General features: G+C 70.1%; 18 protein-coding genes and 1 pseudogene. 4 read left to right on the top strand and 15 right to left on the bottom strand.

The annotated features are described in order from the left end of the window. Positions 1-44 precede the first annotated feature (44 nt). Genes DPQ23_RS10325 through DPQ23_RS10300 form a run of 6 tightly spaced genes read right to left on the bottom strand, consistent with a single transcriptional unit; the run spans position 45 to position 6,893 of the window. Entirely contained in the window at positions 45-434 is a 390-nt protein-coding gene (locus DPQ23_RS10325) for a ribulose bisphosphate carboxylase small subunit (RefSeq protein ID WP_112874620.1), read from the bottom strand. A 12-nt stretch (positions 435-446) separates the two neighbouring features. Continuing rightward, a complete protein-coding gene (locus DPQ23_RS10320; RefSeq protein ID WP_420818581.1) occupies positions 447-1,901 on the bottom strand; it encodes a form I ribulose bisphosphate carboxylase large subunit in 1,455 nt (484 codons plus the stop codon). Between the two features lie 23 nt (positions 1,902-1,924). Beyond that, entirely contained in the window at positions 1,925-3,004 is a 1,080-nt protein-coding gene (gene fba / locus DPQ23_RS10315) for a class II fructose-bisphosphate aldolase (protein ID WP_112874618.1), read from the bottom strand. Between the two features lie 4 nt (positions 3,005-3,008). Further along, a complete protein-coding gene (gene tkt, locus DPQ23_RS10310) occupies positions 3,009-4,991 on the bottom strand; it encodes a transketolase (protein WP_240602622.1) in 1,983 nt (660 codons plus the stop codon). Positions 4,992-5,007: 16 nt separating this feature from the next. Further along, positions 5,008-5,880 carry a phosphoribulokinase gene (locus DPQ23_RS10305; RefSeq protein ID WP_112874616.1) on the bottom strand — a complete coding sequence of 291 codons (873 nt, stop codon included), beginning with the start codon at positions 5,878-5,880 and terminating at the stop codon, positions 5,008-5,010. Continuing rightward, complete coding sequence (locus DPQ23_RS10300) at positions 5,880-6,893, bottom strand: class 1 fructose-bisphosphatase (RefSeq protein WP_112874615.1); 1,014 nt, start codon at positions 6,891-6,893, stop codon at positions 5,880-5,882. Before DPQ23_RS10300 ends, DPQ23_RS10305 begins: the two co-directional genes overlap by 1 nt. Positions 6,894-6,990: 97 nt before the next feature. Here DPQ23_RS10300 and DPQ23_RS10295 point away from each other — a divergent pair, with 97 nt between their 5' ends. After that, positions 6,991-7,959 (top strand): LysR family transcriptional regulator, encoded by a 969-nt coding sequence (locus DPQ23_RS10295; RefSeq protein ID WP_112874614.1) that lies wholly within the window; start codon positions 6,991-6,993, stop codon positions 7,957-7,959. A gap of 605 nt (positions 7,960-8,564) precedes the next feature. Here the strand turns inward: DPQ23_RS10295 and DPQ23_RS10290 are convergent. Beyond that, positions 8,565-9,335 (bottom strand): Crp/Fnr family transcriptional regulator, encoded by a 771-nt coding sequence (locus DPQ23_RS10290; RefSeq protein ID WP_112874613.1) that lies wholly within the window; start codon positions 9,333-9,335, stop codon positions 8,565-8,567. 92 nt (positions 9,336-9,427) lie between these two features. After that, positions 9,428-10,138, bottom strand: coding sequence for an HWE histidine kinase domain-containing protein (locus DPQ23_RS10285; protein WP_112874612.1), 711 nt, complete (start codon positions 10,136-10,138; stop codon positions 9,428-9,430). A gap of 250 nt (positions 10,139-10,388) precedes the next feature. Here DPQ23_RS10285 and DPQ23_RS10280 point away from each other — a divergent pair, with 250 nt between their 5' ends. After that, the gene (locus tag DPQ23_RS10280; RefSeq protein ID WP_112874611.1) at positions 10,389-10,826 is read left to right on the top strand and encodes a response regulator; all 438 of its coding nucleotides are present in this window, start codon (positions 10,389-10,391) and stop codon (positions 10,824-10,826) included. Here the strand turns inward: DPQ23_RS10280 and DPQ23_RS10275 are convergent. From DPQ23_RS10275 to DPQ23_RS10265, 3 genes are all read right to left on the bottom strand, one after another. Further along, positions 10,785-11,186 carry a response regulator gene (locus tag DPQ23_RS10275; RefSeq protein ID WP_205961435.1) on the bottom strand — a complete coding sequence of 134 codons (402 nt, stop codon included), beginning with the start codon at positions 11,184-11,186 and terminating at the stop codon, positions 10,785-10,787. The two genes, DPQ23_RS10280 and DPQ23_RS10275, sit on opposite strands and share 42 nt — an antisense overlap. Next, positions 11,179-15,690, bottom strand: a complete 4,512-nt coding sequence (locus tag DPQ23_RS10270) for a CheR family methyltransferase (RefSeq protein ID WP_162630715.1) — start codon at positions 15,688-15,690, stop codon at positions 11,179-11,181. The genes DPQ23_RS10275 and DPQ23_RS10270 overlap by 8 nt, the downstream gene beginning before the upstream one ends. Positions 15,691-15,798: 108 nt before the next feature. After that, entirely contained in the window at positions 15,799-16,824 is a 1,026-nt protein-coding gene (locus DPQ23_RS10265; RefSeq protein WP_112874609.1) for a chemotaxis protein CheB, read from the bottom strand. A 154-nt stretch (positions 16,825-16,978) separates the two neighbouring features. On the opposite strand from DPQ23_RS10265, the gene DPQ23_RS10260 reads away from it, so the two are divergent. Next, complete coding sequence (locus DPQ23_RS10260) at positions 16,979-17,206, top strand: hypothetical protein (RefSeq protein ID WP_112874608.1); 228 nt, start codon at positions 16,979-16,981, stop codon at positions 17,204-17,206. An 84-nt stretch (positions 17,207-17,290) separates the two neighbouring features. Here the strand turns inward: DPQ23_RS10260 and DPQ23_RS10255 are convergent, their stop codons facing one another. From DPQ23_RS10255 to cphA, 3 genes are all read right to left on the bottom strand, one after another. Next, the gene (locus tag DPQ23_RS10255; RefSeq protein ID WP_112874607.1) at positions 17,291-18,160 is read right to left on the bottom strand and encodes an isoaspartyl peptidase/L-asparaginase family protein; all 870 of its coding nucleotides are present in this window, start codon (positions 18,158-18,160) and stop codon (positions 17,291-17,293) included. A gap of 191 nt (positions 18,161-18,351) precedes the next feature. After that, complete coding sequence (locus DPQ23_RS10250; protein ID WP_112874606.1) at positions 18,352-19,158, bottom strand: cyanophycinase; 807 nt, start codon at positions 19,156-19,158, stop codon at positions 18,352-18,354. Then, positions 19,155-22,043: a cyanophycin synthetase gene (gene cphA / locus DPQ23_RS10245; RefSeq protein ID WP_112874605.1), complete on the bottom strand. Its 2,889-nt coding sequence runs from the start codon at positions 22,041-22,043 to the stop codon at positions 19,155-19,157. Before cphA ends, DPQ23_RS10250 begins: the two co-directional genes overlap by 4 nt. A 446-nt stretch (positions 22,044-22,489) precedes the next feature. Here cphA and DPQ23_RS16190 point away from each other — a divergent pair. Beyond that, a pseudogene (locus DPQ23_RS16190) lies at positions 22,490-22,705 on the top strand (hypothetical protein); the annotation flags it as partial. A gap of 53 nt (positions 22,706-22,758) precedes the next feature. Here DPQ23_RS16190 and DPQ23_RS15440 read toward each other — a convergent pair. Then, entirely contained in the window at positions 22,759-23,061 is a 303-nt protein-coding gene (locus DPQ23_RS15440) for a cytochrome c biogenesis protein ResB (protein WP_162630714.1), read from the bottom strand. Positions 23,062-23,341: the final 280 nt, after the last annotated feature.

Here is a 23,341-nt window from a genome sequence, read left to right as displayed (position 1 = left end):
CCCGCGGGGGTCCGGGGCGCGAAGCCCCCGGGTCCGGCCGCGCCTCAGCGCGCGACCTCGTGGGTATAGCGGATCGCGCGTCCGTCCACCTCGGTGCGCCGCATGATGATCTGCGGCTCGACCGCCGGGCGGCTGACCAGGAACGACATCGTCACCGTCTCGAACCCGCGGGTGTTGTCGAAGGCGTTGATGCGGATATAGGTGTCGGGGTTCGCCTTGCGGCAGTCGTCCAGTTCCATCATCACGCCCTTGGCGTCCCTGAGGTCGAACATGGGATTGCCCCACATCTCCCAGAAGGTGGCCCGCGGGTGCGGATCGTCGGTGTGCTCGATGCCGATGGCCCAGCCGCGGCCCAGGCAGTATTCGATCTGGGCGCTGATCTCCTCGTCGGTCAGGTCGGGCAGGAAGCTGAAGCAGCCCTGGGTGATGCGCATCGTTCGCTCCTTTCAGGAAACACTGGCGGTCGGAACGAAGTCCGAGGTGTCGGTCGAGGTGTAGTTGAAGGAAATGTTGCCCCAGGTATCCAGGGCAGCCTCCAGCGGCTTGCACCACTTGGCGGCGCGGCGCAGCACCTCGGGACCTTCGGTCGCGATGTCCACGCCCTCGTTGCGGGCCTTGATCATCGATTCCAGCGCCACCCGGTTGGCGGTCGCGCCGGCCTGGATGCCCATCGGGTGCCCGATGGTGCCGCCGCCGAACTGCAACACCACGTCGTCGCCGAACAGGTCGATCAGCTGGTGCATCTGGCCGGCGTGGATGCCGCCTGAGGCGACCGGCATGACCTTCCTGATGTCGGCCCAGTCCTGCTCGAAGAACAGGCCGCGCTGCAGGTCCACGGGGTTATGCGTCTCGCGGCAGACGTTGTAGAAGCCCTGCACGGTCATCGGGTCGCCTTCCAGCTTGCCGACGGCGGTGCCCGCGTGGATATGGTCCACGCCCGCCAGCCGCATCCACTTGGCGATCACCCGAAAGCTGATGCCGTGGTTCTTCTGGCGGGTATAGGTGCCGTGGCCCGCGCGGTGCAGGTGCAGGATCATGTCGTTCTGGCGGCACCATTCGCTGATCGACTGGATGGCGGTATAGCCGATCACCAGGTCGATCATCACGATGACCGAGCCAAGCTGCTTGGCGAACTCGGCGCGGCGGTACATCTCCTCCATCGTGCCGGCGGTGATGTTCAGATAATGGCCCTTGATCTCGCCGGTGCGGGCGGACGCCAGGTTCACCGCCTCCATCACGTAAAGGAACCGGTCGCGCCAGTGCATGAAGGGCTGCGAGTTGATGTTCTCGTCGTCCTTCATGAAGTCGAGGCCACCCTTCAGCCCCTCATAGACGACGCGGCCATAGTTCTTGCCCGACAGGCCCAGCTTGGGCTTGGTCGTGGCCCCCAGCAGCGGGCGGCCGAAGTTGTTCAGGCGTTCGCGTTCCACGACGATCCCGGTCGGCGGCCCCTTGAAGGTCTTGCAGTAGGCGACCGGCAGGCGCATGTCTTCCAGCCGCGCCGCCAGCAGCGGCTTGAAGGAAAAGACGTTGCCGATGATCGAGGCCGTCAGGTTGGCGATCGAGCCTTCCTCGAACAGGATCAGGTCATAGGCGACATAGCAGAAATACTGCCCCGGCTGGCCCGGCACCGGCTCGACCTTGTAGGCCTTGGCCCGGTACTGGTCGCAGGCGGTCAGCCGGTCGGTCCAGACCACCGTCCAGGTCGCGGTCGAGCTTTCGCCCGCCACCGCCGCCGCGGCCTCGATCGGATCGACGCCCTCCTGCGGGGTGATGCGGAACAGCGCCAGGATGTCGGTGTCCTTGGGTTCGTAGTCGCCGTCCCAATAGCCCATCTGCGCGTATTTCAGCACGCCCGCGGCATAGCGTTTCTTCTTGTCGGTGATCTCGGTCTTGCTCATCTCGTTCATGGGTCTTCCTCCCTTCAGGCGGCCCGGGCCGCAGTGAGTGCGGGGTCCAGCGCCCCCGAGGCGTAGCGTTTGGCCATGTCATCCATGGGGATGACCCTGATCCGGCTGGCGTGGCCGGCCGTGCCGAAGCGTTCAAAGCGGTCGCGGCACAGCGCCGCCAGCTCCTCCATCGCCGGGACCAGGAACTTGCGCGGGTCGAACTCGGCGGGGTTCTCGCGGGCGATGCGCCGGAACTGGCCGGTCATCGCCATGCGGCAGTCGGTGTCGATGTTGACCTTGCGGACGCCGTGGCGGATGCCGCGCTCGATCTCCTCGACCGGGACGCCCCAGGTCTGCGGCATCTCGCCGCCGTTGCGGTTGATCAGGTCCTGCAGATGCTGGGGGACCGACGACGATCCGTGCATCACCAGATGCGTGCCGGGCAGCCGCTGGTGGATCGCCTCGATCACATGCATCGCCAGGATCTCGCCGTCCGGCTTGCGGGTGAACTTGTAGGCCCCATGCGAGGTGCCGCAGGCGATGGCCAGCGCGTCGCAGCGGGTCCGCAGGACGAAATCGACGGCCTGGTCGGGGTCGGTCAGAAGCTGGCTGTGGTCCAGCGTGCCCTCGGCGCCCGACCCGTCCTCGGCCGCCGCCTCGCCGGTTTCCAGGCTGCCCAGGATGCCCAGCTCGCCCTCGACCGAGGCGCCGACGGCATGGGCCGCCTCGGCCACCTTGGCCGTCACCGCGACGTTGTAGCCGTAATCGGCGGGGGTCTTCATGTCCTCGTGCAGCGACCCGTCCATCATCACGGATGTGAAGCCGTGGCGGATCGCGCTCATGCAGGTGGCCAGGTTGTTGCCGTGGTCCTGGTGCAGGCAGATCGGGATGGTCGGGTTCATCTCGGCCAGCGCCTGCACCATGTGGCGCAGCATGATGTCGCCGGCATAGGACCGCGCGCCGCGGCTGGCCTGCAGGATCACCGGCGCGTCGGTCGCCGCCGCCGCCTTGAGGATCGCCAGGCCCTGTTCCATGTTGTTGATGTTGAAGGCCGGGACGCCGTAGCCATGCTCGGCGGCGTGGTCCAGAAGCTGTCTCAGCGTGATCAGGGCCATCGGCTCACTCCTCGATCAGGTTGCGGGCGGTTGCGGCGACCGCCTCGGCGGTGATGCCGAAATGGCGGTACAGCGCGGGGGCGGGGGCCGAGGCGCCAAAGCCGGTCATGCCCACGAAGCCGTCGGTCGTCCGCAGGATCGGGCCGTCCCAGCCCTGCCGGATGGCGGCCTCGATGCCGACGCGCGGGGCGGCGCCCAGGGTGGCGGCGCGATAGTCCTCGGGTTGGCCGGCGAACAGCTCGAAGCTGGGGGCGCTGACCACGGCGGCGCGGATGCCCTGCGCGGCCAGCAGCTCGGCCGCGGCCAGCGCGATCTCGACCTCCGATCCGGTGGCGATCAGCGTGACCTGACGGTCGCCGGGGTCGAGGAGGGGATAGGCCCCACGCGCCGTCAGGTTCTCGGTCGCGTCCGTGCGGACGCAGGGCAGGTTCTGCCGCGACAGCGCCAGCAGCGTCGGCCGGTCGGCCGAGGCCATGGCGATCTCCCACGCCTCGGCGGTTTCCACGGCGTCGGCGGGACGGATCACGACAAGGTTCGGGATCGCCCGCAGGCTTGCCAGATGCTCGACCGGCTGGTGGGTCGGGCCGTCCTCGCCCAGGCCGATGCTGTCGTGGGTCATCACATGGGTGACGGGCACCCCCATCAGCGCCGCCAGCCGGATCGACGGGCGGCAATAGTCGGCAAAGGCCAGGAAGGTGCCCCCATAGGGGCGGAAGCCGCCGTGCAGCGCGAGGCCGTTCATCGCCGCCGCCATGCCGTGTTCGCGGATGCCATAGTGCAGGTAGCGCCCGCCGTAATCCTGGCGGGTCACGGGCCGCATGTCCTTTGTCCGGGTCAGGTTCGACCCGGTCAGGTCGGCCGAGCCGCCGACCGTATCGGGCAGCGCGGAATTGACGACAGCCAGCGCCATTTCGGACGCCTTGCGGGTTGCCACCCTGGGCTTGTCTGCCAGCAGCTTCGCCTTGTGGTCGGCCATGGCGGCGGTCAGATCCTCCAGCCCGCCGCGGGCCTGCGCCGCCTCGAAGGCCTGGCGCCGGGGGTGCGCCTCAAGGCGCTGCGTCCAGTCCTTGCGCGCCTCGGCCCCGCGCCGGGCAATGGCGCGCCACTGGTCGTAGATCGCAGGCGCGATCACAAAGGGCTCGTGCGCCCAGTCAAGATAGCCGCGCGCGGCCGCGATCTCCTCGGGCCCCAGGGGGGCGCCGTGGACGTCGTGGCTGCCCTGCCTGTTCGGCGCGCCGAAGCCGATCACCGACCGGCAGGCGATCAGCGACGGGCGCGGGTCGCGGCGCGCCGCGTCGATGGCGGCGGCGATGTCCGCAGGGTCATGGGCGTCGCAGGCGAGGCTGTGCCAGCCGGACGCGGCAAACCGCGCTATCTGGTCGGTCGAGGTCGAAAGCTCGGTGCCCCCGTCGATGGTGATGCGGTTGTCGTCCCACAGCACGATCAGCCGGCCAAGCCCGAGGTGGCCGGCCAGGTCGATCGCCTCGTGGCTGATGCCTTCCATCAGGCAGCCGTCGCCCGCGATGACGTAAGTCCAGTGGTCCACCAGGCCGTCGCCAAAGCGCGCGTTCGCCATCCGCTCGGCCAGGACCATGCCGACGGCGGTGGCAAGGCCCTGTCCCAGCGGCCCGGTCGTGACCTCGACCCCCGCGGCATGGCCGTATTCCGGGTGACCCGCCGTCCGCGCGCCCAGCTGGCGAAAGCGGCGAAGCTCCTCGACGGGCATGTCGGCATATCCCAGCAGGTGGTTGATCGCATACAGCAGCATCGAGCCATGGCCCGCCGACAGCACGAAGCGGTCGCGGTCGGGCCATTTCGGGTCCGCGGGGTCCAGCGTGACGAAGCGGTCAAACAGCACCGTCGCCACGTCCGCCATCCCCATCGGCATCCCCGGATGCCCCGAGTTCGCCGCCTGCACCGCGTCCATCGTCAGCGCCCGGATGGCGTTGGCCATCGCGCGTTCGGCCATGTCCCAGGTCTTCGTCATGGGTGCGTTCATCGGATCAGGCCTTTTTCGAGGTTTCGACCAGCCGCTGGACCATCGGCGTCAGGATCAGCTGCATCGCCAGGTCCATCTTGGGTCCCGGGATGACGATCGAGTTCGCGCGCGTCATCCACGACCCCTGGATCATCTGGCTGAGATAGGCGAAGTCGATCCCGCGCGGGCTGCGGAAGCGGATCACCACCAGGCTTTCGTCCGCCGTCGGGATCCAGCGCGCGATGAACGGGTTCGAGGTATCGACCACCGGCACCCGCTGAAAGTTGATGTCGGTCTGGGTGAACTGGGGCGTGATCACATGCACATAGTCGTGCATCCGCCGCAGGATCACGTCCGTCACCGCCTCGGTCGAATAGCCGCGGCTGGCCTTGTCGCGGTGGATCTTCTGGATCCATTCCAGGTTGATCACCGGCACCACCCCGATCTTGAGGTCGGCGTGCCGCGCGATGTCGATCCCGTCGGACTTCACCGCGCCATGCAGCCCTTCATAGAACAGCAGGTCGCTGCCGTCCTCGAAGGGGGCCCAGGGGGTGAAGGTGCCGGGTGGGGCGCCCAGGCGCTCGGCCTCGCGGTCGTCGTGGACATAATGGCGCGTCTCGCCGCGCCCGGTCTCGCCATAGATGCGGAAGATGCCTTCCAGCTTGTCCAGTTCGTTCGCGTCCAGCGAGAAATGGCTGAAGGTGTTGTCCCCCGCGGCCGTGCGCCGGGCCACCTCGGCCTTCATCGCGGCGCGGTCATGGCGGTGAAAGGCGTCCCCCTCGATCGAGACCGCGCGGATGCCCTCGCGCCGGAAGATCTGGTCGAAGGTCGTCTTGACCGTGGTCGTGCCCGCGCCCGAACTGCCGGTGACCGAGATGATGGGGTGTTTCTTGCTCATCAGGTCCTCTCCCGGAAAAGTCCGCGCTGGCCGAAAAGGGCCGCGACTTCGTCATGCGGGAGGTCGTGATAGGCGGCGAGGCGATGGACCTTCTCGGCGGTGCCGAAGACGAAGGGCGTGCGTTCGTGCAAGGATTGCGGCACGCGGTCCAGAATGCGGTCGCAGCCGTCGGTCGCGGCGCCGCCCGCCTGTTCGACCAGCATCGCGATGGGCGCGCATTCATAGACATGGCGCAGCCGTCCGCGCCGATAGTTCGGCCGCGCATCGGCGGGGTAGAGGAAGATGCCGCCGCGGCTGATGATGCGGTGGGTTTCCGCCACCAGCGAGGCCACCCAGCGCGTGTTGAAGTTCTTGTCGCGCGGCCCCGTCTCGCCTGCCAGGCAGTCGTCGATATAGGCCCGCACCGGCGGTTCCCAGTGACGATAGTTCGACACGTTGATCGCGAACTCGCTGGAGGTCGCCGGAATGTGCAGCCGACCCCCCGCCGGTTCAAAGCGGCGCGTGGCCGGGTCGAGGATGTAGAGCCGCACGCCATCGCCCGTCGTCAGCACCAGCGCGGTGTGGGGTCCGTAGATCACGTAGCCTGCCGCAAGCTGGTCCGTTCCGGGGCGCAGGAACGAGGCTAGCGGATCTGCATCGGCGGGCATGATCGAAAAGATCGTGCCGATCGAGACGTTCACGTCGATGTTCGACGATCCGTCCAGCGGGTCGATGGCCAGGGCCAGGGGCGCGCCCGGGTTCAGCTCGGCCACATGCTCGCGTTCTTCCGAGGCATACCAGCGCACAGGGCTGTCCTTCAGCGCGGCGGCGAAGCACTCGTCGGCGATCAGGTCCAGCTTCTTCTGGGCATCACCGTCGCTGTTTTCCCCGACCGTGCCGCCGTGGCCTTCCAGCGGTCCCCGGGCGATGCGCTGCGACAGATCGCGGGCGACCCGAGCGATGCGGCCGATCACCTGCACGATCTCGGCACGAGCGGCAAGATCCTCCAGTCCTGTGTCCTCGCGCCCGTCCATCGTCCTGCCCCCCCGGTCAGTAGCGTCGAGGTTGATATCGCGCGGCAGGAGAGATAGGTAAATTTAATAATACTGAGGCGCCATTTCAGGATATTGAATGAGCCTGCACGCCCTCTCCCTGCGCCAGTTGCGGGCGCTTCGCATGGTGGCCGAAACGCAGTCGATCAGCGGTGCCGCACATGCACTGGGGCTGACGCCGCCAGCGATCCACAGCCAGTTGCGCGTGCTGGAGGATCTGGTGGGCGCCCCCCTGATCTTTCGGAACGGACCCCATGCCTTCCAGGCGACAGCCGCGGGTGAGGCACTGCTGACCGCCGCGCGCCGCGCCGATGCCGCGCTGCAGGGGGCGCTGGACGAGATCGAGGCGCTGCGGCAGGGCCGGACGGGTCGGGTGGTGCTGACGGTCGTCTCGACGGGCAAGTATTTCGCGCCCGGACTCGTCGGGGCGCTGCGGCGCCAGCGGCCCGGAATCGATGTCGTGCTGCGGGTCGGCAACCGGGACCGGGTCCTCTCCGCCCTGCGCGACGGGACCGTTGACCTGGCCATCATGGGCCGTCCGCCGCGAGATCCCGCCGTGACGGCCGCCGACATCGGTCCGCATCCGCATGTGATGATCGCCCCGCCGGACCATCCCCTATCGACCCGATCCGAGGTCTCGGCGGAGGCCATCCTGGAGCAGCCGATCATCCTGCGCGAGCCGGGATCGGGCACCCGGGTTCTTGCGCAGCGGTATCTGGATCGGCTGGGCGAGGGCGCGCCCTATACCGAGATCGAGATGGATTCCAACGAGACGATCAAGCAGGCGGTGATGGCGGGCCTGGGGATCGCGCTGATCTCGGGCCACACGGTGGCGGATGAACTGAACTCGGGCCGGCTGGTCGCGCTGCGCCGGCACGACCTGCCGATCGTCCGGCGGTGGTTCGTCCTGCACCGCGCGGACACGCCGCCCGAAGGCGCGGCGCTGGCGGTGTGGCAGGACATCCTGGCGCGACAAGGGCAGTTCCTGCCCGCGCCGGTATCCTTGGCGGGTGCAGGCGACCGTCCGGCACCAGCCAGTGCATCGTAGGCCAGTCGCTGGACGCCTCCCGACGTTGCCCCTTGCGTGGCCTGCCCCCTGGAAGGTGGCCCTTCCTGACGCGGGCTTATAAGCCGGATGATCCGCTCCCTAACCTTCCGCCGCCCCAAGGAAAAGTCCTCCGGCTTCGCTCAGGGTGCCGGGCTGGCGACGCCCCCCGATGTTGTCGGCGTCACCGGGACCTTGCTGCCGATCGCACCATGTGGCGGCTCCTCGTCGTAGCATCCACGCCAGGACGGGGAATGGAACTCCGGGCCGGGCTGCCGCAGAGGCAGGGCCATCGAGGCGGTCCGATCCACGCCTGCCCTGTCAAGGCGTTGCGCGCGCAGGAATTGGGCCTCGCGCAGCAGGCCGAGAGAACCTGTCAGCCGTTCGGGGTCTGCTGGAAGAAGCGGTCGCCCAAGGCTTCGGCGCCAGGCCAGCCGATCCTCGTCGGCTATCCAGGAGCGGGGCGCGTCTTGGCAACTTGCCCCGCATCCGATCGGCCACCAGGCCCCATCAGGCCCGGGCTGTGCCGGACCGTCGGCGCGCTGGCCGCCTGTCACGCCCCTCTCATCCCGGGGCGCGCCCCCTCGAACGGCGCGGTCGGCTCGATCTCAGGCGCCCCGCGAGGATGTGCGGCGCGGTGCCGCCACCCTTTCGCTGATCTCGCCATGCAGCTCGGGGTCGAGATAGAGATAGTCCCACCAATACTGGCCGGTGTGGAACAGTTCGGGCGGGTTCGCGATCCGCACCGCGCCCTGCGTGAAGGTGCAGGTGCCCTCGTCGCGCAACTCCGACAGCATCCGGTTCACATGGACGGCCGTCATTCCGCTGACCTCGGCCAGATCCGTCTGGGTCAGGGGCAGCTCGAAGCGGTCGAACGTGCACAGGCCGCGGGCGTAAAGCCGCACCAGCATCTCGCAAAGGAAGTTGGCGATCCGCGCTCGCCCGCCCAGCCGTCCGATCCGGTAGACCCAGTAGCGATTGATCGCGGCCTCGATCATCGAGGCGCGCCACAGCGTTTCAAGCAGCCAGGGTTCCTCGGCCTCGATCACCTGCAATCGCTCCCGGGGCAGGCCCCGCACCTCCGCCGGGCCCAGGGCCTCGGCGTGATGGTCGATGCGGCCCAGAAACAGGCCCGCCAGATCGACGCAGTCGCCGGGCAGATGGATCCCCACGCACTGCCGCCGTCCCAGCCGTTCCAGGCGGTATTGCCCGACAAAGCCGCTGGACAGCCAGTGAAGCCCGGCCCCGCCGTCACCGTCAAAGGCCAGCTTCTGCCGGGGCCGCAGCAGAACGGCCGGCGGATCGGGACCGCACAGGCGCTGCATGTCGGCCAGGGGGAACAGGGCGGGCCAGGCCCGATCGAGCGTCATTTCCGCCATGGCCTGCCATCCCGCCGGGCGCCGGCTTTCGCCGGTGCGGCACGCTGTTTCTTCCCAGGGGAGGCCCCCGCCGACACGACCGGACGCCCCGCCTAGTCGAGCGCCGGACCGGCGTCGCCCCGCAGCAGGTGCCGCATCGGCACCCGGACGGAAATCCGCACCCCATCGGGACCAAGCGCGCGCTCGGCGCTGCCGTCCAGCTGATAGCGCAGCATCCCGTCCATTACCATGCTGCCAAAGCCCTCGTGGTGCATCCCGGCCGGGGCCGCTCCGCGTTCCACCCAGTCGAGACGCAGCATCTCGCCTACAGCTTCGCCCCCCCGTTCGTCCGCAGGTTCGCCCGCTGGTTCGCCGGTTGGTTCGCCCGCCGGTTCGACCGTCCAGCGCACCTGCAGCTCGCCCCCCTCGTCCGCGCCAAGCGCGCCGTGCGCGATCGAATTGGCGACAAGCTCATAGATCAGCAGGCCCAGCACCTCGGCCGACGCCGCGTCCAGGCTGACAGGGGGGCCCTCCAGCGACCATGTGTTCGCGCTGTTGCCCGCGTGCTGGTCGTTCAGCTCGTCCTCGAGCAGGCGGTGCAGGTCGAACCGGGTGCCGGGGTGGCGCATCGCGGCCATCAGGATGCGCCCGATGACGTCGATGCGCCCTTCCATGTGCCAGGCATAGCTGTCCAGGCTGGTCGCGGATTCGGCCGACCAGCGCGTGATCGCCCTGAGCAGCGCAAAACTGTTCGCAGCCTGGCGCCGGACTTCCTGCAGGTGCTCCATGACATCGGCTTGCGCCTGCGATTTGGGTTCGGCCATGCATCTTCCCGCTGATCCGGATCACCGTTGACCTTGGGCCGGCGGCACCCCCGACGGCGCCGGATGGTCCGGCGACAAGGCTGCAACGGCCGATGCTGCCAGTCGTCGGACACCGGCCCGCAACATACAACCTGTGATCGGCGGCCCCAGGGCAAAATTTGTTGTCCGCGGCGCTGCTGCGGGCGACATCGGCCGGTGCTATACTCGGTGCGGTCCACCTTTGGACGTCGATAGCGCATGAGGGACTGTCATGACCGTCGCCGCACGAACGCTTGCCCTGCAGGGCCGATCGATCATGGTGGTCGAGGACGAATTCTTTCAGGCCAAGGACCTGGCCCGCGCCCTGACCGACGCGGGCGCCCGCCTGGTCGGGCCGTTTTCGTCGGTGAACGCCGCGCTGGCGGCTCTGGACGACGGCAGCGCCCTTGATGCGGCGGTGCTGGACATCAACCTGCGTGGGCGCGCCGTCTATGACGTGGCCGACCGGCTGGCCGAACGCGGCATCCCGTTCGTGTTCGCCACCGGCTACGACCCCGAGCTGTTGCCGGCCAGCCACCGGGCGCGGCCCGTCTGCACCAAGCCCTTTCGGATCGAAAGCCTGATGAGCGCCGTCGCCGATCTTTTCGCTTCGCTCGCGGCCCCGCCCTCAGCCGGGCCGGCACGGCAGCACCTGCAGGAGCTGGGCTAGATCGACAGGCTTGCTGCAGCGGGGAAGGTCGGCATAGGCCTCGGGGATGGCCTCGGCGTCATAGCCGGTGACAAAGACGAAGGGGATCTGCCGGGCCGTCAGGGCGTCCGCCAGCGGCCAGACCTTCCGTCCCTGCAGGCAGACATCCAGGATGGCCAGCGACGGCGGCGGGCCGCGGTCCAGCATGTCCAGCGCGGTGTCCAGCCGCGGCACCGGGCCCATGATCGTCGCCCCTTCGGACACAAGGTCGTGGCACAGTTCCTGGGCCAGCAGGTATTCGTCCTCGACCACCAGCACATGCAGGCCCTGAAGGGCGCCCGCCCCTGCGGCCTTGCCGGGATTGGGCCGCGCCTCAGGCATCCGCCGTCGCCGGCAAAAGCGCGGCCTCCTCCATGCTGGTCGAAACGGGCAGCGTGATCGTGCAGCGCACGCCCTCGGGGGCCAGGTCGTAATCGACCTCGGCGTTCAGCTGATAGGGCAGCGCCTGCTCGATCAGCTCGCGGCCATAGCCCTGGCGCGCCGGGCTGGCGGTGCCGGGGCCATCCGCCGCCGCGACGGGAACGCCGCTTTCGCGCCAGTCCACCCTCAGCCGCGGCGGCGCGCCGGGGGCCGCCAGCAGCGACCAGCGGACGTCGAGCTGCCCCTCGGGCCGCGACAGCGCCCCGTATTTCAGCGCGTTGGTCGCCAGCTCGTGCAGCCCTAGGGCCAGAGTCTGCACGGTCGAGGACCGCAGCCGGATCTTCCTGGGGCCGCGCAGCCTGACCCGCGGGCCCGTGCCGCCGCCGCCCAGGACCCCGTGCGCGTCCAGCTCGGACCGGATCAGCTCGTCGAAATCGATGCGGTCGTCCTCGCTCAGGCGCGACAGCAGCCCGTTGACCCGGGCCAACGCCCCCAGGCGTTCGCGGATGCGTGCGTTGAAGTCGTCCAGCGAGGTGCTGCCGTTCAGCGTCTGTTCCATGACCGAGCGGACCACGCCCAGAAGATTGCGCGTGCGGTGCTGCAGTTCCGCCACCAGCACCGTCAGCCGCTCGGCCGAGGCGGCCTCCTGCGTGGCGTCGTGGCCGACGCCCGCGATCCACAGCACCCGCTCGTCCGGGCCGCGGATGGGGAAGCCGGCGTCGCGGATCAGGCGGACCTGCCCGTCCGAGGGCCGGGTGGCGCGGTATTCGAAGACCAGCCGCTCGCCCGCGCGCAGGCGTTCCACCGCGTCGCGGGCGCGCTCGCGGTCCTCGGGGACGATCAGGCCCAGCCAGCCCTCCAGGGTGTCGCCGCCCAGCGCCTCGTCGCGGGGCCGCCCAAAGACCCGATCAAAGGCGGGGCTGACATATTCAAAGGCCAGCGTGTCGGCGTCGCGAATCCACAGCAGGTCCGACGAGGCCTCGCCAAAGGCCGTCAGCTGCGCCTCGGTGCGGCGCAGGGCGGCTTCGGCGCGGGCGCGCCCGGCGGCGGCGCGGGTGCGTTCGGCCACTTCGCGCACAAGCTCGACCTCGGCGGGGGACCAGGGGCGCGGGCTGTCCTGGAAGACGCCGAAGCTCAGCGCCTCGCGGCCCTGCTCGATCAGCGGGACGGCGACCAGCGCACGCAGGCCAAGCGCCTGCCACGCAGCCTTCGCGGGCGCGTCAGGCCGGGGGTCCTGGTCCGCGTCCTCGACCACGACGGGTTCGCCCCGGCCGAGGGCGTGGGCGATCCAGCCCTGCCCGAAGACCTCGTCCAGCCGCTCGGGCGCAGGCGGCCCTGTTCGGGCCTCCCCGCTGTGGCCCTCCTCGCCGCAGGCGACCGCGACGACCGCGCCCGGACCGTCCCCGATGTCGCGCCAAAAGCCGCAGCCCGCGCCGAGATGCCCGGCCAGCAGGCGCGCCGCGGCGGCCTGGATCTCGGCGGCGTCGGTCAGGGGACGCAGCGCGTCGGACATCTTCAGCAGGAAGGCCTGGCGCGCCTCGCTCGCGCGCAGCGCGGCCTCGGTGGACCGCTGCTCGGTCACGTCCCGGCCGATCTTCAGGAAGCCCACGGGCTGGCCCTCCGCGCCCCGCAGGGGGCGCATCATGCCGTCGATGAAGACGCGCCCGCCGGTCTTGCGCAGGTGCCAGCGCACGTCGGGCGCCTGGCCGTCCTCCAGCGCGGCCTGCCGCTCCTGCTCGGGCTGGCCCGCGGCGCGGTCCTCGGGGGTGAAGGTGATGTCCACGGGCTGGCCCACCGCCTCGTCGGCGCGCCAGCCGAAGACGTTCTCGGCCCCCGGCGGCCAGGTCTCGATCCGGCCCGCGATGTCGGTGGTGAAGATCGCATAATCGCTGGCCGTTTCGACGATGGCGCGATAACGCTCCTCGCTGCGGCGCAACCGTTCCTCGGCCTCGCGCCGGGCGGTCACGTCCAGGAAGGTCGCGACCACGCCCGCGATGAAGTTGTCGGTGCTGCGATAGGGCAGCAGTCGCGCGATATAGCGGGCATGGGTTTCCGGGTCGTCGATCTCGCGCTCGACCGGCGCCAGGGTGCGCAGGACGCGGCGGGCGTCCTGGGCCAGATCCTCATAGGCCACGCGCGCCTTGATATGGGCGATCGGCCGGCCCTCGTCGGCCTCGACCAGGTGGAAGACATCGACGATGGCCGGGGTGAAGTTCGTGACCCTCAGGTCGTTGTCCAGGAACAGCGTGGCGATCTGGGTGGATTCGAGGAAGTTCTTGAGATCGCTGTTCGCGCGCCCCAGTTCCTGCACGCGATGCGCGAGTTCCCCGTTGACGGTGGTCAGCTCCTCGTTGACGGACTGCAATTCCTCCTTCGAGGTCTCCAGCTCCTCGTTGGCGCTTTGCAGTTCCTCGTTCAGGGACTGGTATTCCTCGTTCGAGGATTTCAGCTCCTCGTTGGTGCTTTCCAGCTCCTCGATCGTGGCCTGCAGCCGGTCGCGCGTCAGGCGCAGGTCTTCCTCCAGCCGCTGCAGGTGCTCGGCCCGCTGGCCCGGGGCGGCGTCGCCCGCGCCGCCCGCGCTGGCCGAGGTGCCGCAGTCCCTGAAGATGACGAGAAAGCCGGCTTGGCGGCCCGGTTCGGCGATGCGCGGCTCGACGATCAGGTCCAGCCGCAGGCACAGCCCGCCCGTCCCGATCTCAAGCCCGCCGACCTCGACCGTTTGCACCTTTTCGGCCGCGCGGCCGAGGGCGGCGCGAAGCTCGACCCGCAGCATCGGATGGGCCAGCTGCAGCAGGTTCAGCGAGGCCGCGCCGCTGGCGGGCGCCAGATAGCGCCCCATCGGCCCCGAGAAATGCAGCACGGTGTGGCTTTCGTCGATGACGACGAAGGCGGGGGTGTGGCGCTCCATCGCGTGCTCGGCCCAGCGCGTCAGGTCGGCGACGGACCGGTCGCGGGCCGGGGCCTCGGGGGCGGTGCGGGACGCCTGGCCCCGCTGGACCGCCGTGAAGGGAAAGTCGGGAACGACGCGGCGGGGCGTGTCGAGGCGGCGGAAGATGCGGCAGCGCGGCTCGACCGGCAGGAACAGGGTCTGATGGCGCGACGCGTTTTCCGAATTGCCGAGGAACAGGAACCCCCCCGGCCGCAGCGCAAAGTGGAACAGCGGGATCACCTTTTCCTGCAACTCGGCATCCAGATAGATCAGCAGGTTGCGGCACGAGATCAGGTCCAGCCGCGAAAACGGCGCGTCCTTGATCAGGCTGTGGTGCGAAAAGATGCACATCTCGCGCAGTTCCTTGACGACGCAATAGGTGTCGCCTTCCCTGACGAACCAGCGGGCCAGCCGTTCGGGCGTCATCTGCGCGGCGATGCTGTCGGGATAGCGCCCCGCCCGCCCCATCGCCAGGGCGCGCCCGTCCAGGTCCGAGGCGAAGATCTGGATCGCCGTCGGCTCCTCCAGCGTGGCGCGATGCTCGGCCAGCAGCATGGCCAGGGAATAGACCTCCTCGCCGGTCGAGCAGCCCGCGACCCAGACGCGCAGGGGCTCGCGGACCTTGCCCTGGAACAGATGGGGGATCACCTCCTGTTCCAGGACCGCCCATTCCTTCTTGTCGCGGAAGAACTCGGTCACGCCGATCAGCAGGTCGTTGAACAGGTTCTGCGGCTCGTCCGCCGCCGTGCGCAGCAGGTCCAGATAGGCGGGCAGGTCGTCGATCAGCAGGGCCTGCATCCGCCGCTGCACCCGGCGCAGGAAGGTGCCGCGCTTGTAGCCGTGGAAGTCGTGCCCGGTCTTCTGGCGCAGCAGCCCGGCGATGGCCTCCAGCGCCTCGGCCGTCGCGGCGTCGTCCGGGTCCGCCGCGGCGGCGTCGCCCGGACTGCGCGCAGCCTGCGCGATCAGCGACACAAGGCGCGCCGGGATGTCCTCGACGGCAAGGACGGCGTCGGCCAAGGCTGCGGCGCTGTCGCTGTGGGCCAGGTCCTCGGGCACGGATTCCGCCAGCACCACGCCGCCCGCGGCCTTGATCTCGCGCGCGCCCAGGGTGCCGTCCCCGTCCGTGCCGTCCAGCGCGACCCCGATGGCCCGGTCGCCTTGGTCGCGGGCCAGCGACACGAGGAAGCTGTCGATGACGCCTTGCAGCCCGGGGGCCTGCTGCGTCGGCTGCGCGGCGAAATGGTCCCCCTCGATCGTCACGACCCTGTCCGGCGGGGTCAGGTAAAGCCGCCCCGGCTCGACCGGCATTCCGTCCGCGATCCAGACCGGATCGTGGCCGCCCTCGGACGCGGCCTGCCGGAAAGGGGCCTCGTCAAAGGCCTCCATGTGCTGCAGCACGACGACAAGGGCCGCGCCCTCCTGCGGCGGCAGGCGCCTCAGCAGCGCCTCGGCCGAGGCGGGGCGGGCGGCCGAGGCCGTGATGGCCGCGACCACCTGCGACGGCGCGGCAAGGTCGGTGGCGCTATCCCTGGACATCATCCCCTGGCCCGTCCCGCAGAGCCGATCCCGCCCCCCGTGGCGCGGAGCGGCCGATCGCGTTCAACCCCGGGTGCCTGCATCATCTGGCACCGCCGGGCCTGTCGTTCAACCCTGATCCTGCCCGCCCTCGTCCCCCGAGGGCTGAATGGGGCGCATCGACCTCAGGACGGCGCGGCGGATCGTGTCGGCATAGCGGCGGTATTCCTCGGCGCGGTCCTGGTACATCTCGGCCACGGCGCGGCGGCCGGACTGGCGCCCCTCCTCGGCCATGCGCGTGACCAACTCGGCGCGCTCCTCGATGATCCGCAGCGCCACCCGCAGCGCCTCGTCCACCGCGTTCTCCTGTTCATGGGCCAGCACCTCGGCCGTCTTGGCGTGGCCGACCTGGCAGCGAAAGCGCAGCGGCCCCGGCCCGCGCATCTGCGACATGACCCCGCCGCAGTCCGGGCAGATCAGGGGCGCGGGATCGGCGATGCGGCTGAGAAGCGCGCTGTCGATCCGCTCGCCCGCGGCGATGTCCACCTCCAGCCGGATCTCGGGCGGGATCGGGACCCTGGGCCCGGGGGCTTGCCGCGCGACGTCGGCCAGCACGTCGCCGATGCGCGTCCCCGGCGCCACCAGGTCGGCGGTGACGGCCCGCAGCGCGGCCTGCGGCATCTCGGCGGCGGTGGCGTCATCCGGGTCCTGGACCAGCGCCAGCCCGCCGCAGCGCTTGATCGCGGACAATCCCGCCGCGCCGTCGTTCAGCAGCCCGCTGAGCAGCACGCCCACCACGCGCGGGCCATAGGCGACGGCGGCCGAGCGGAACAGCGGGTCGATGGCCGGGCGCGCCATGTTCTCGCGCGGGCCGCGCCCCAGCCGGATGCGGCCGTCCGCCAGCAGCAGGTGGCGGTCGGGCACGCCCAGGTAGATGTGGCCGGGCCGGATCTCCATCCCGTCCTCGGCCGGCAGGACCGGCAGGTGGGTGGCGGCCTGCGTGACGGTGGTCAGGATGCCGATGCTGCGTGCCGGGATGTGCAGGACCACGAAGACGGCGGCAGGCAGGTCGCGGGGCAATCCCCCCAGGACGCTTTTCAGCGGGGTGGTCGCCCCGGCCGAGCCGCCGATGACGATGATGTCGCGGTTGTCCATGAAAGGGCCCTTCCATCATCGGCCTTGCAGGGGAAACTGCGCAGGGCCGGGCCGCGTTCCCTTTTCGCGGTCCGGTTCGCGCGGCGAAGGGCGCCCGACTTGCGCCCGGCCCACGCCCGCGCCCCCAGGGGGCCGCCTTCCGGGGAGGAAAGCCATGCCCGACATCGCCATGGAACGGGCCCATCTGGCCCAGGCCGAGCGCGACATCCGCGACGGCGAAAGGCGCGTGCTGCGGCAGGCGGAACTGGTGGCGCAACTGCGGGCGCGGGGCCAGAACAGCGCCGAGGCCGAGACCTTGCTGCGGGTCCTGCGCGACACCCTGCAGGTCTGGCAGGCGCACCGGCAGCAGATTCTGCGCATGCTCGCCACGCCGCAAGGCTGAGGCGGGCTGCCGGGGCACACCGGGGCGCGCAGGCGCCTTGCCCCGTCAGGGTCCTGCCGGCCCGCCCCCCGTCTCAAGAGCCGATCATTCCCGCTCTTCCGCCTTTCTGAGGTAGACACGCGGCTCTGGCTGGTCACTGCTGGCGTAGGCCACCGCGAACTCGCGGCTGTTGTGCATCCAGCCAAAGCGGCCGTCGGGGGTCAGGGCGATGCCCCCCGCCTCGCCGCCGATCTGGGCGACATGGCGGATGGCAAGCCCCAGCGCCTCATCGGGACCTTGGGGGCCCAGCGCATGCATCACCCGCGCGGCCAGAATCTTGCGGGCGATGCGTTCCCCGTCGCCGGAAAAGGCGACCGCGCCCAGATCGTTGTCGGCATAGAAGCCGCAGCCGGGCAGCGCCGAATCGCCCACGCGGCCGACGGGCGTGTCATCCAGCCCGCCGGTCGAGGTGCCCGCGACAAGCAGCCCATGCCGGTCAAGGGCCACGCAGCCGACCGTGTCATGCGTCCCCGTCCGTCCACGCTTCTTCTCGTCCTTCGACGCCCTGAGGGCGGCGGGATCGCAAAGCTCCAGCCCCTTTTCGGCGGCAAAGGCCCGCGCGCCGGGACCGGCGATCAGGGTGGTTTCCTCCTCCAGCATGGCCCGGGCGACGCTGACGGGATGGCGCACCCCCTGGACGATGGAAACGCCGCCGACGTTGAAGGTCCGGCCCTCCATGATGGCCGCGCACATCTCGACCTCTCCGGCCGCGTTCAGCACGCTGCCATAGCCGCAGTTGAAGGCGGGGTCGTCCTCCAGGACGCGGATCGCGGCCTCGACCGCGTCCAGCGCCGAGCCGCCGCCTTCAAGCACGGCGCGGCCGGCGGACAGCGCCCGCAGGCAGCCGGAACGGTTGGCGTCGGCCTCGTCCGGTTCGATCTCCTTGGCGCCGCCGTGCAGAATGATCGCCCACATCTTGATGCTCCCAAATGGTGGATGAAATGGCCGGACACACCGGCGCGTCAGGAAGGACGGGGGAAGGCCCGCATCCCCGGCGATCTTGGTCCGGCAGGGAAGGCCCGGCCGCATCCGCGGGCTTCCCCAAGGCAAGCGCCGCCGCCGGACGGGCCGTTTCCACAGTGGGCGCGCGCGGCCAGGCGCGACGATCAGTCCCCGGACGCCGCGCCGTCCGCGGCCTCGGGGCGGCGGTTGGCAATGTCGAAGCGGTCGCCCGACCCCAGCACGTGCAGCGTGACGTCGAACAGCGACAGCACGCGGTCGGGCGCGGCATCCGCGATGTTGGAATGCGTGATGCGGTGTCCGTCCACGACCGTCACCGCGCCGCTGCCGATGACGCGGAAGGCGTCGCCCTCGACCACGATGGCGGTGTCCTCGTCGATGCCGATCCCCAGCGTGCGCGGGTTCTGCGACACCGCGCCCAGCAGCCGCCCGATGCGGCCTCGTTCCGCGAAATGCTGGTCGATGACGATGTCCTTGACCAGCCCCAGCCCGGCGGCCATCCGCAGGTCGCCCACGCGATGGGATTCCGCCCCCGCGCCCCGGACCAGCATCGTGTCGCTCATGACCGACGCCCCGGCCGAGGTGCCCGCGATCACCGCCCCCTGGCGATGCAGGTCATAGATGCGGCGTTCGAGCGGCGTGTCGCCGATCTGGCTGGTGATGCGAAGCTGGTCGCCGCCGGTGAAATACACGCCCGTGGCGCCGTCCAGCAGCGCCCGCTTGGCCTCGTCATGGGCCTGCTCGCGGTCCTCGACATAAAGCTCGACCAGATCGGTGATGCCCAGTTCCTGGAAGACCGGACGATAGGCCTCGAAATAGCCCTCGGGTTCGGACGAGGCGACGGTGGCCAGGACCAGCCGGCCGCCATGCGCGCGGCGCGCGATCTCCTGCAGGATGACGTTGTCCGCCTCCTTCCGCTCGCGTCCGCCGACGATGACCAGAGCGCCCGTCATGGCCGCACCGTCCGCAGCAGGCCGTCCCCGGCGGGACTGCCCCCGTCAGCTTCGGGGAAGGGCGGCCGGTTCCAGGCCGAGGGCGGGCCGTCGCGGTGCCGCACCAGGGACCTGTCCGCCGTGGCCGCAACCAGTTCCACCTCGCCCCCCTGGGTTGCGACGCGCAGGACCGGCTCGATCGCCCGGGGCGTCCGCTCGGGCACCCAGGCCAGGACCTGCCGCCACATCGCCTCGACCTCGGTCGGGGTCAGCACCACCAGGTCGCCGGGCCGCGCGAGCCGCAGGCACAGGTCCGCCGCCGCGTATTCGTCCAGGATGCGGTGCATCCGCTCGGGCGGAAAGCCCGCCGCCTGTGCGCCTTCTGCCAGCAGCGCCACGATCTCGCCGGGCCGGCGGCCGCGCCGCGCGGGGTCCTCTCGGAAGACGATCTCGTCGAACAGGCCCGCCGCGACCCGGCCCATCAGGCGCATGTCCTCGTCCCGGCGGTCGCCGGGGATGCTGATCATGCCGATGGCGCGGGACTGGCGCGATTTCAGCCCGGTCACGACCTTGCCCAGCGCGACCAGCCCCGCCGGGTTGTGCGCATAGTCCAGGATGACGCGGATGCCGTGGCAGTCATGGATGTTCAGCCGTCCGGGGCATTGCTCGAACGAGGTGGTGAAGCCGGACAGCGCGCGGGCGACCGCCTCGGGCTCGACCCCCTGGGCGATGGCCATGGCCGCCGCCGCCATCGCGTTCTGGACGTTGAACTCGGCCAGCCCCCCCAGCGTCGCGGGGATATCGGCCGTGCGCATCAGACGGCGGCCTTCGCCGTGACGGTGCAGCACCAGGATGTCCTCGCCGCCCTGCGTTTCGCGCAGGATGGCCATGCCGCCGTCCGCGACATGGGCGCGCAGAAAGTCCGGCATCTCGTCCCCGCCCTTCAGCGAGAAGAAGACGATCCGCCCGCCGGCATGGCGCTGCATGGCGACCGTCAGCGGATCGTCGGCGTTCAGGATGCTGGCGCCGTTGCGGTGGACGGATTCGGTCACGATGGACTTGATGCGCGCCAGATCCTCGAGGCTGTCGATGCCCTTCAGGCCGATGTGGTCCTCGGCCACGTTCAGCACCGCGCCCACGTCGCACCAGTCAAAGCCCAGGCCCTCGCGCAGCATCCCGCCGCGCGCGGTTTCCAGCACGGCGACCTCGACGGTCGGGTCGCGCAGCACCTTGCGCGCGCTCTGGGGCCCGGAGGCGTCCACCTCGGCGATCAGGTGGTCGCCGATCTGGATGCCCGTCGTCGTGGTGAAGCCGACGGTCTTTCCGAGGCTGCGATAGATGTGGGCCACCATGCGGACGGTGGTCGATTTCCCGTTGGTGCCGGTGACGGCAAAAACGGGGATGCGGCCGTTGCGCCCTTCGGGAAACAGCCGGTCGATCACGGGCCGCGCCACGTTGCGGGGCTGGCCCTGCGAGGGGTCGAGATGCATGCGGAAGCCGGGGCTTGCGTTCACCTCGACGATGCCGCCGCCGGACTGCCGCGCCGACAGGGTGATGTCGGGCAGGATCATGTCGATGCCCGCCACGTCCAGGCCCACGACCTGCGCGGCCCGGGCGGCGAGCCAGGCGTTTTCCGGGTGGATCTCCAGCGTCCGGTCGATGGCGGTGCCGCCGGTGGACAGGTTCGCGGTGTCGCGCAGAGGAACGACCTCGCCTGCGGGCGGCACGCTGTCGGGGGTCATCCCGGCCAGTTCCAGCCGCGCGCGCACATGGTCGTCGATGACGATCCGGGTCATGACCTTTTCATGCCCCTCGCCCCGGCGGGGATCGCGGTTCTCGGCCTCGACCAGGTCGGCGATGCGCGAGCGCCCGTCGCCGGTCACATGGGCGGGCACGCGCTCGGCCACGGCGCAGACCTCTCCGCCGACGACCAGCACGCGGTAGTCCTTGCCCCGGAACTGCTGTTCCACGATGACGCGGCGGCCATGGCTGCGGGCTTCCTCAAAGGCCGCAGCCAGCTTTTCCGGGCTGTCGATGTCCAGCGTGACGCCGCGCCCGTGATTGCCGTCCAGCGGCTTGACCACCACCGGCCAGCCCAGGTCCTCGGCCGCCGCCAGCGCGTCGGCGGCGGTGCGGACGACCGAGCCCTGCGGCACCGGCACGCCCGCCCCGTCCAGCAGCGTCTTGGTCAGCTGCTTGTCGGACGCCACCTCGACCGCCAGCGACGAGCTTTCGCCGGTGATGCTGGCCCGGATGCGCCTCTGCGCCGCCCCGGTGCCCAGCTGGACGAAGCTGTTGGCGTCCAGCCGCAGGGCGGGGATGTCGCGGCGCCGGGCCTCCTCGACCAGGGCGCGGGTGGTCGGGCCGAAGCCGACGCGCCCCAGCAGCCGGGCAAGTTGGGCGACGGCGGCGGGCACGTCCACCGTTCCGTCCTCGCGCCGCGGCGCGGGGGTGTCGTCCACCCGGCCAAGCCCGCCGACGCCGCGCAGGGTCTCGGGCAGCAGCCCGTCCAGGATTTCCAGCGCGAAGCGTCCGGCCATGCGGCCCGCTTCCTCATGGTCATAGGCGAACATCACGTTGTAGACGCCGGGCTGGCCCCGGACCGAGCGGGTCTTGCCGCGCGTCACGGGCGTGCCCGCGCGCGACTGCAGCTCCAGCGCGACATGCTCGGCCACATGGCCCAGCCAGGTGCCGTCGCGCAGACGGCGCAGGAAGCCGCCCGGCTCGCCAAAGCAGCAGCCGTGTTCGTGAAGGCCCGGCAGGTCCCCCATCAGCCGGTCCGCAAACCCCGGCAGCCGGTCCGTGGGCCAGTCTTCCAGCGCCCCGAGGTCCAGTTCGATCCGCACCATGGGCGTCGCGCTGTAAAGATGCGGTCCGCGATAGACGCCGACCGCACGGACCTGCATCGCGCAGGCGGAAACTGATGCATGGTGATCTCCAAAGACGGCCCACGCCCGCGAAGCCCGGAACAGGTCCCTGAACTGCGCTGCATGATATCTGACGCTTCAATCATGACGGTGGCTTTGCAGTTCCAGGCCCGGCACACGCTGAGGGACTAAAAATTGTCAGCAAGGATCTGCCGGGTCGTCAGCAATCGCTGCGCGGCAGGCCGCCGCTGCGGTGAGCGGGCCATGGGGGTACGCCTCTTGCCGGCGACCTCCTCGGGGCCAACCCCTCGGTTCAGCGCAGCACGGGCGGCTGGCCAGGTCTGACAGCAACAGGCGGTTGGTGCCGGAAAGCCTGGCGAGTGCATGCGTCCTTCTTGCGCCCGTCGGAACGCCCAGAGAACAGTGGCGCCAACCGCGCAACCTTCACCACCCCCGGGACACCATCCCACAGGTTTCCCGGGCCGCTCGATCATGATGGCCGGCTGACCGAGCTGCGGCTGGTATCTGTCGCCGACTCGGACATGCGTGGCATCGAAGCCGTGCGGCAGGACCGCGCCGCCTATGACCTGCCATCGGCCGCGCCGCGCCCGGCGGCGCTGTCAGTGCCAACCAATTTCGGTCCGCGGGACGTCGTTCTGCTGGACTTGCCGCAGCTGCACGAGGACCAGCCCCTTCATCGCCGCACAGGCCACCCCCCCGCGTCGCGCGATAGTGGCGGCCCGATGCCCCGCCGTCAGTTCATCGACCGTGGGCGGTCACGGATCCCGGCCAACGCGATCAGCGCACCCGTTTCGGCCACCCGCTGATGCCGGTCGGCGAGCCGTTGCCGGATGCGTTTGCGCACCTGCTCCGATGGTGTGCGCATCTCGACCGAGCAGCTCATGCGGCGCAGGAACGCCGGGTCGCAGGAGTCGATGGAAGTGGTGGTCCACAGTATCGGCACGGGGTTGGTTTCGAGCAGCCGGTGCGCGAAGACCTTCGAGATCCGCTCCGGGCGGAAAGACTGCGGTGACCTGCCACGGGCTTTTTCCTCCACCTGTGATTAGAGTTCTCTCCAGCGAGAGGACGGACGATGAAGGAGGGACGACGGACCGAGGAGCAGATCATCGGCCTCCTGCAGGAGCATGGTCGTCGGATACGTTGACGGCGCGGACTGCGCTGATCTGTGCCGCAGGTACGGGATGTCGGAAGGGACGTGTCTCAGCTTGGAAGGCGAAGTAGGTCGTGTCTCGGAAGTGGTGGAAATTGGAAGGCGGCGTAATCTCCGGGTGAAGTCTCACCCACCCAACCGGCGGCGGCAACCGCCAGGGAGATCA

Origin of the sequence: Paracoccus endophyticus (assembly GCF_003286075.1) — a bacterium.
Classification (GTDB): Bacteria; Pseudomonadota; Alphaproteobacteria; order Rhodobacterales; family Rhodobacteraceae; genus Paracoccus; species Paracoccus endophyticus.
Note: the sequence above shows the minus strand (reverse complement) of the source record. Positions and strands in the feature narration are given on the sequence as shown.

Coding starts and splice junctions, on each gene's coding strand:
- DPQ23_RS10325 (WP_112874620.1), bottom strand. CDS start 434: ATGCGCATCACCCAGGGCTGCTTCAGCTTCCTGCCCGACCTGACCGAC.
- DPQ23_RS10320 (WP_420818581.1), bottom strand. CDS start 1,901: ATGAGCAAGACCGAGATCACCGACAAGAAGAAACGCTATGCCGCGGGC.
- fba (WP_112874618.1), bottom strand. CDS start 3,004: ATGGCCCTGATCACGCTGAGACAGCTTCTGGACCACGCCGCCGAGCAT.
- tkt (WP_240602622.1), bottom strand. CDS start 4,991: ATGACGAAGACCTGGGACATGGCCGAACGCGCGATGGCCAACGCCATC.
- DPQ23_RS10305 (WP_112874616.1), bottom strand. CDS start 5,880: ATGAGCAAGAAACACCCCATCATCTCGGTCACCGGCAGTTCGGGCGCG.
- DPQ23_RS10300 (WP_112874615.1), bottom strand. CDS start 6,893: ATGGACGGGCGCGAGGACACAGGACTGGAGGATCTTGCCGCTCGTGCC.
- DPQ23_RS10295 (WP_112874614.1), top strand. CDS start 6,991: ATGAGCCTGCACGCCCTCTCCCTGCGCCAGTTGCGGGCGCTTCGCATG.
- DPQ23_RS10290 (WP_112874613.1), bottom strand. CDS start 9,335: ATGGCGGAAATGACGCTCGATCGGGCCTGGCCCGCCCTGTTCCCCCTG.
- DPQ23_RS10285 (WP_112874612.1), bottom strand. CDS start 10,138: ATGGCCGAACCCAAATCGCAGGCGCAAGCCGATGTCATGGAGCACCTG.
- DPQ23_RS10280 (WP_112874611.1), top strand. CDS start 10,389: ATGACCGTCGCCGCACGAACGCTTGCCCTGCAGGGCCGATCGATCATG.
- DPQ23_RS10275 (WP_205961435.1), bottom strand. CDS start 11,186: ATGCCTGAGGCGCGGCCCAATCCCGGCAAGGCCGCAGGGGCGGGCGCC.
- DPQ23_RS10270 (WP_162630715.1), bottom strand. CDS start 15,690: ATGTCCAGGGATAGCGCCACCGACCTTGCCGCGCCGTCGCAGGTGGTC.
- DPQ23_RS10265 (WP_112874609.1), bottom strand. CDS start 16,824: ATGGACAACCGCGACATCATCGTCATCGGCGGCTCGGCCGGGGCGACC.
- DPQ23_RS10260 (WP_112874608.1), top strand. CDS start 16,979: ATGCCCGACATCGCCATGGAACGGGCCCATCTGGCCCAGGCCGAGCGC.
- DPQ23_RS10255 (WP_112874607.1), bottom strand. CDS start 18,160: ATGTGGGCGATCATTCTGCACGGCGGCGCCAAGGAGATCGAACCGGAC.
- DPQ23_RS10250 (WP_112874606.1), bottom strand. CDS start 19,158: ATGACGGGCGCTCTGGTCATCGTCGGCGGACGCGAGCGGAAGGAGGCG.
- cphA (WP_112874605.1), bottom strand. CDS start 22,043: ATGCAGGTCCGTGCGGTCGGCGTCTATCGCGGACCGCATCTTTACAGC.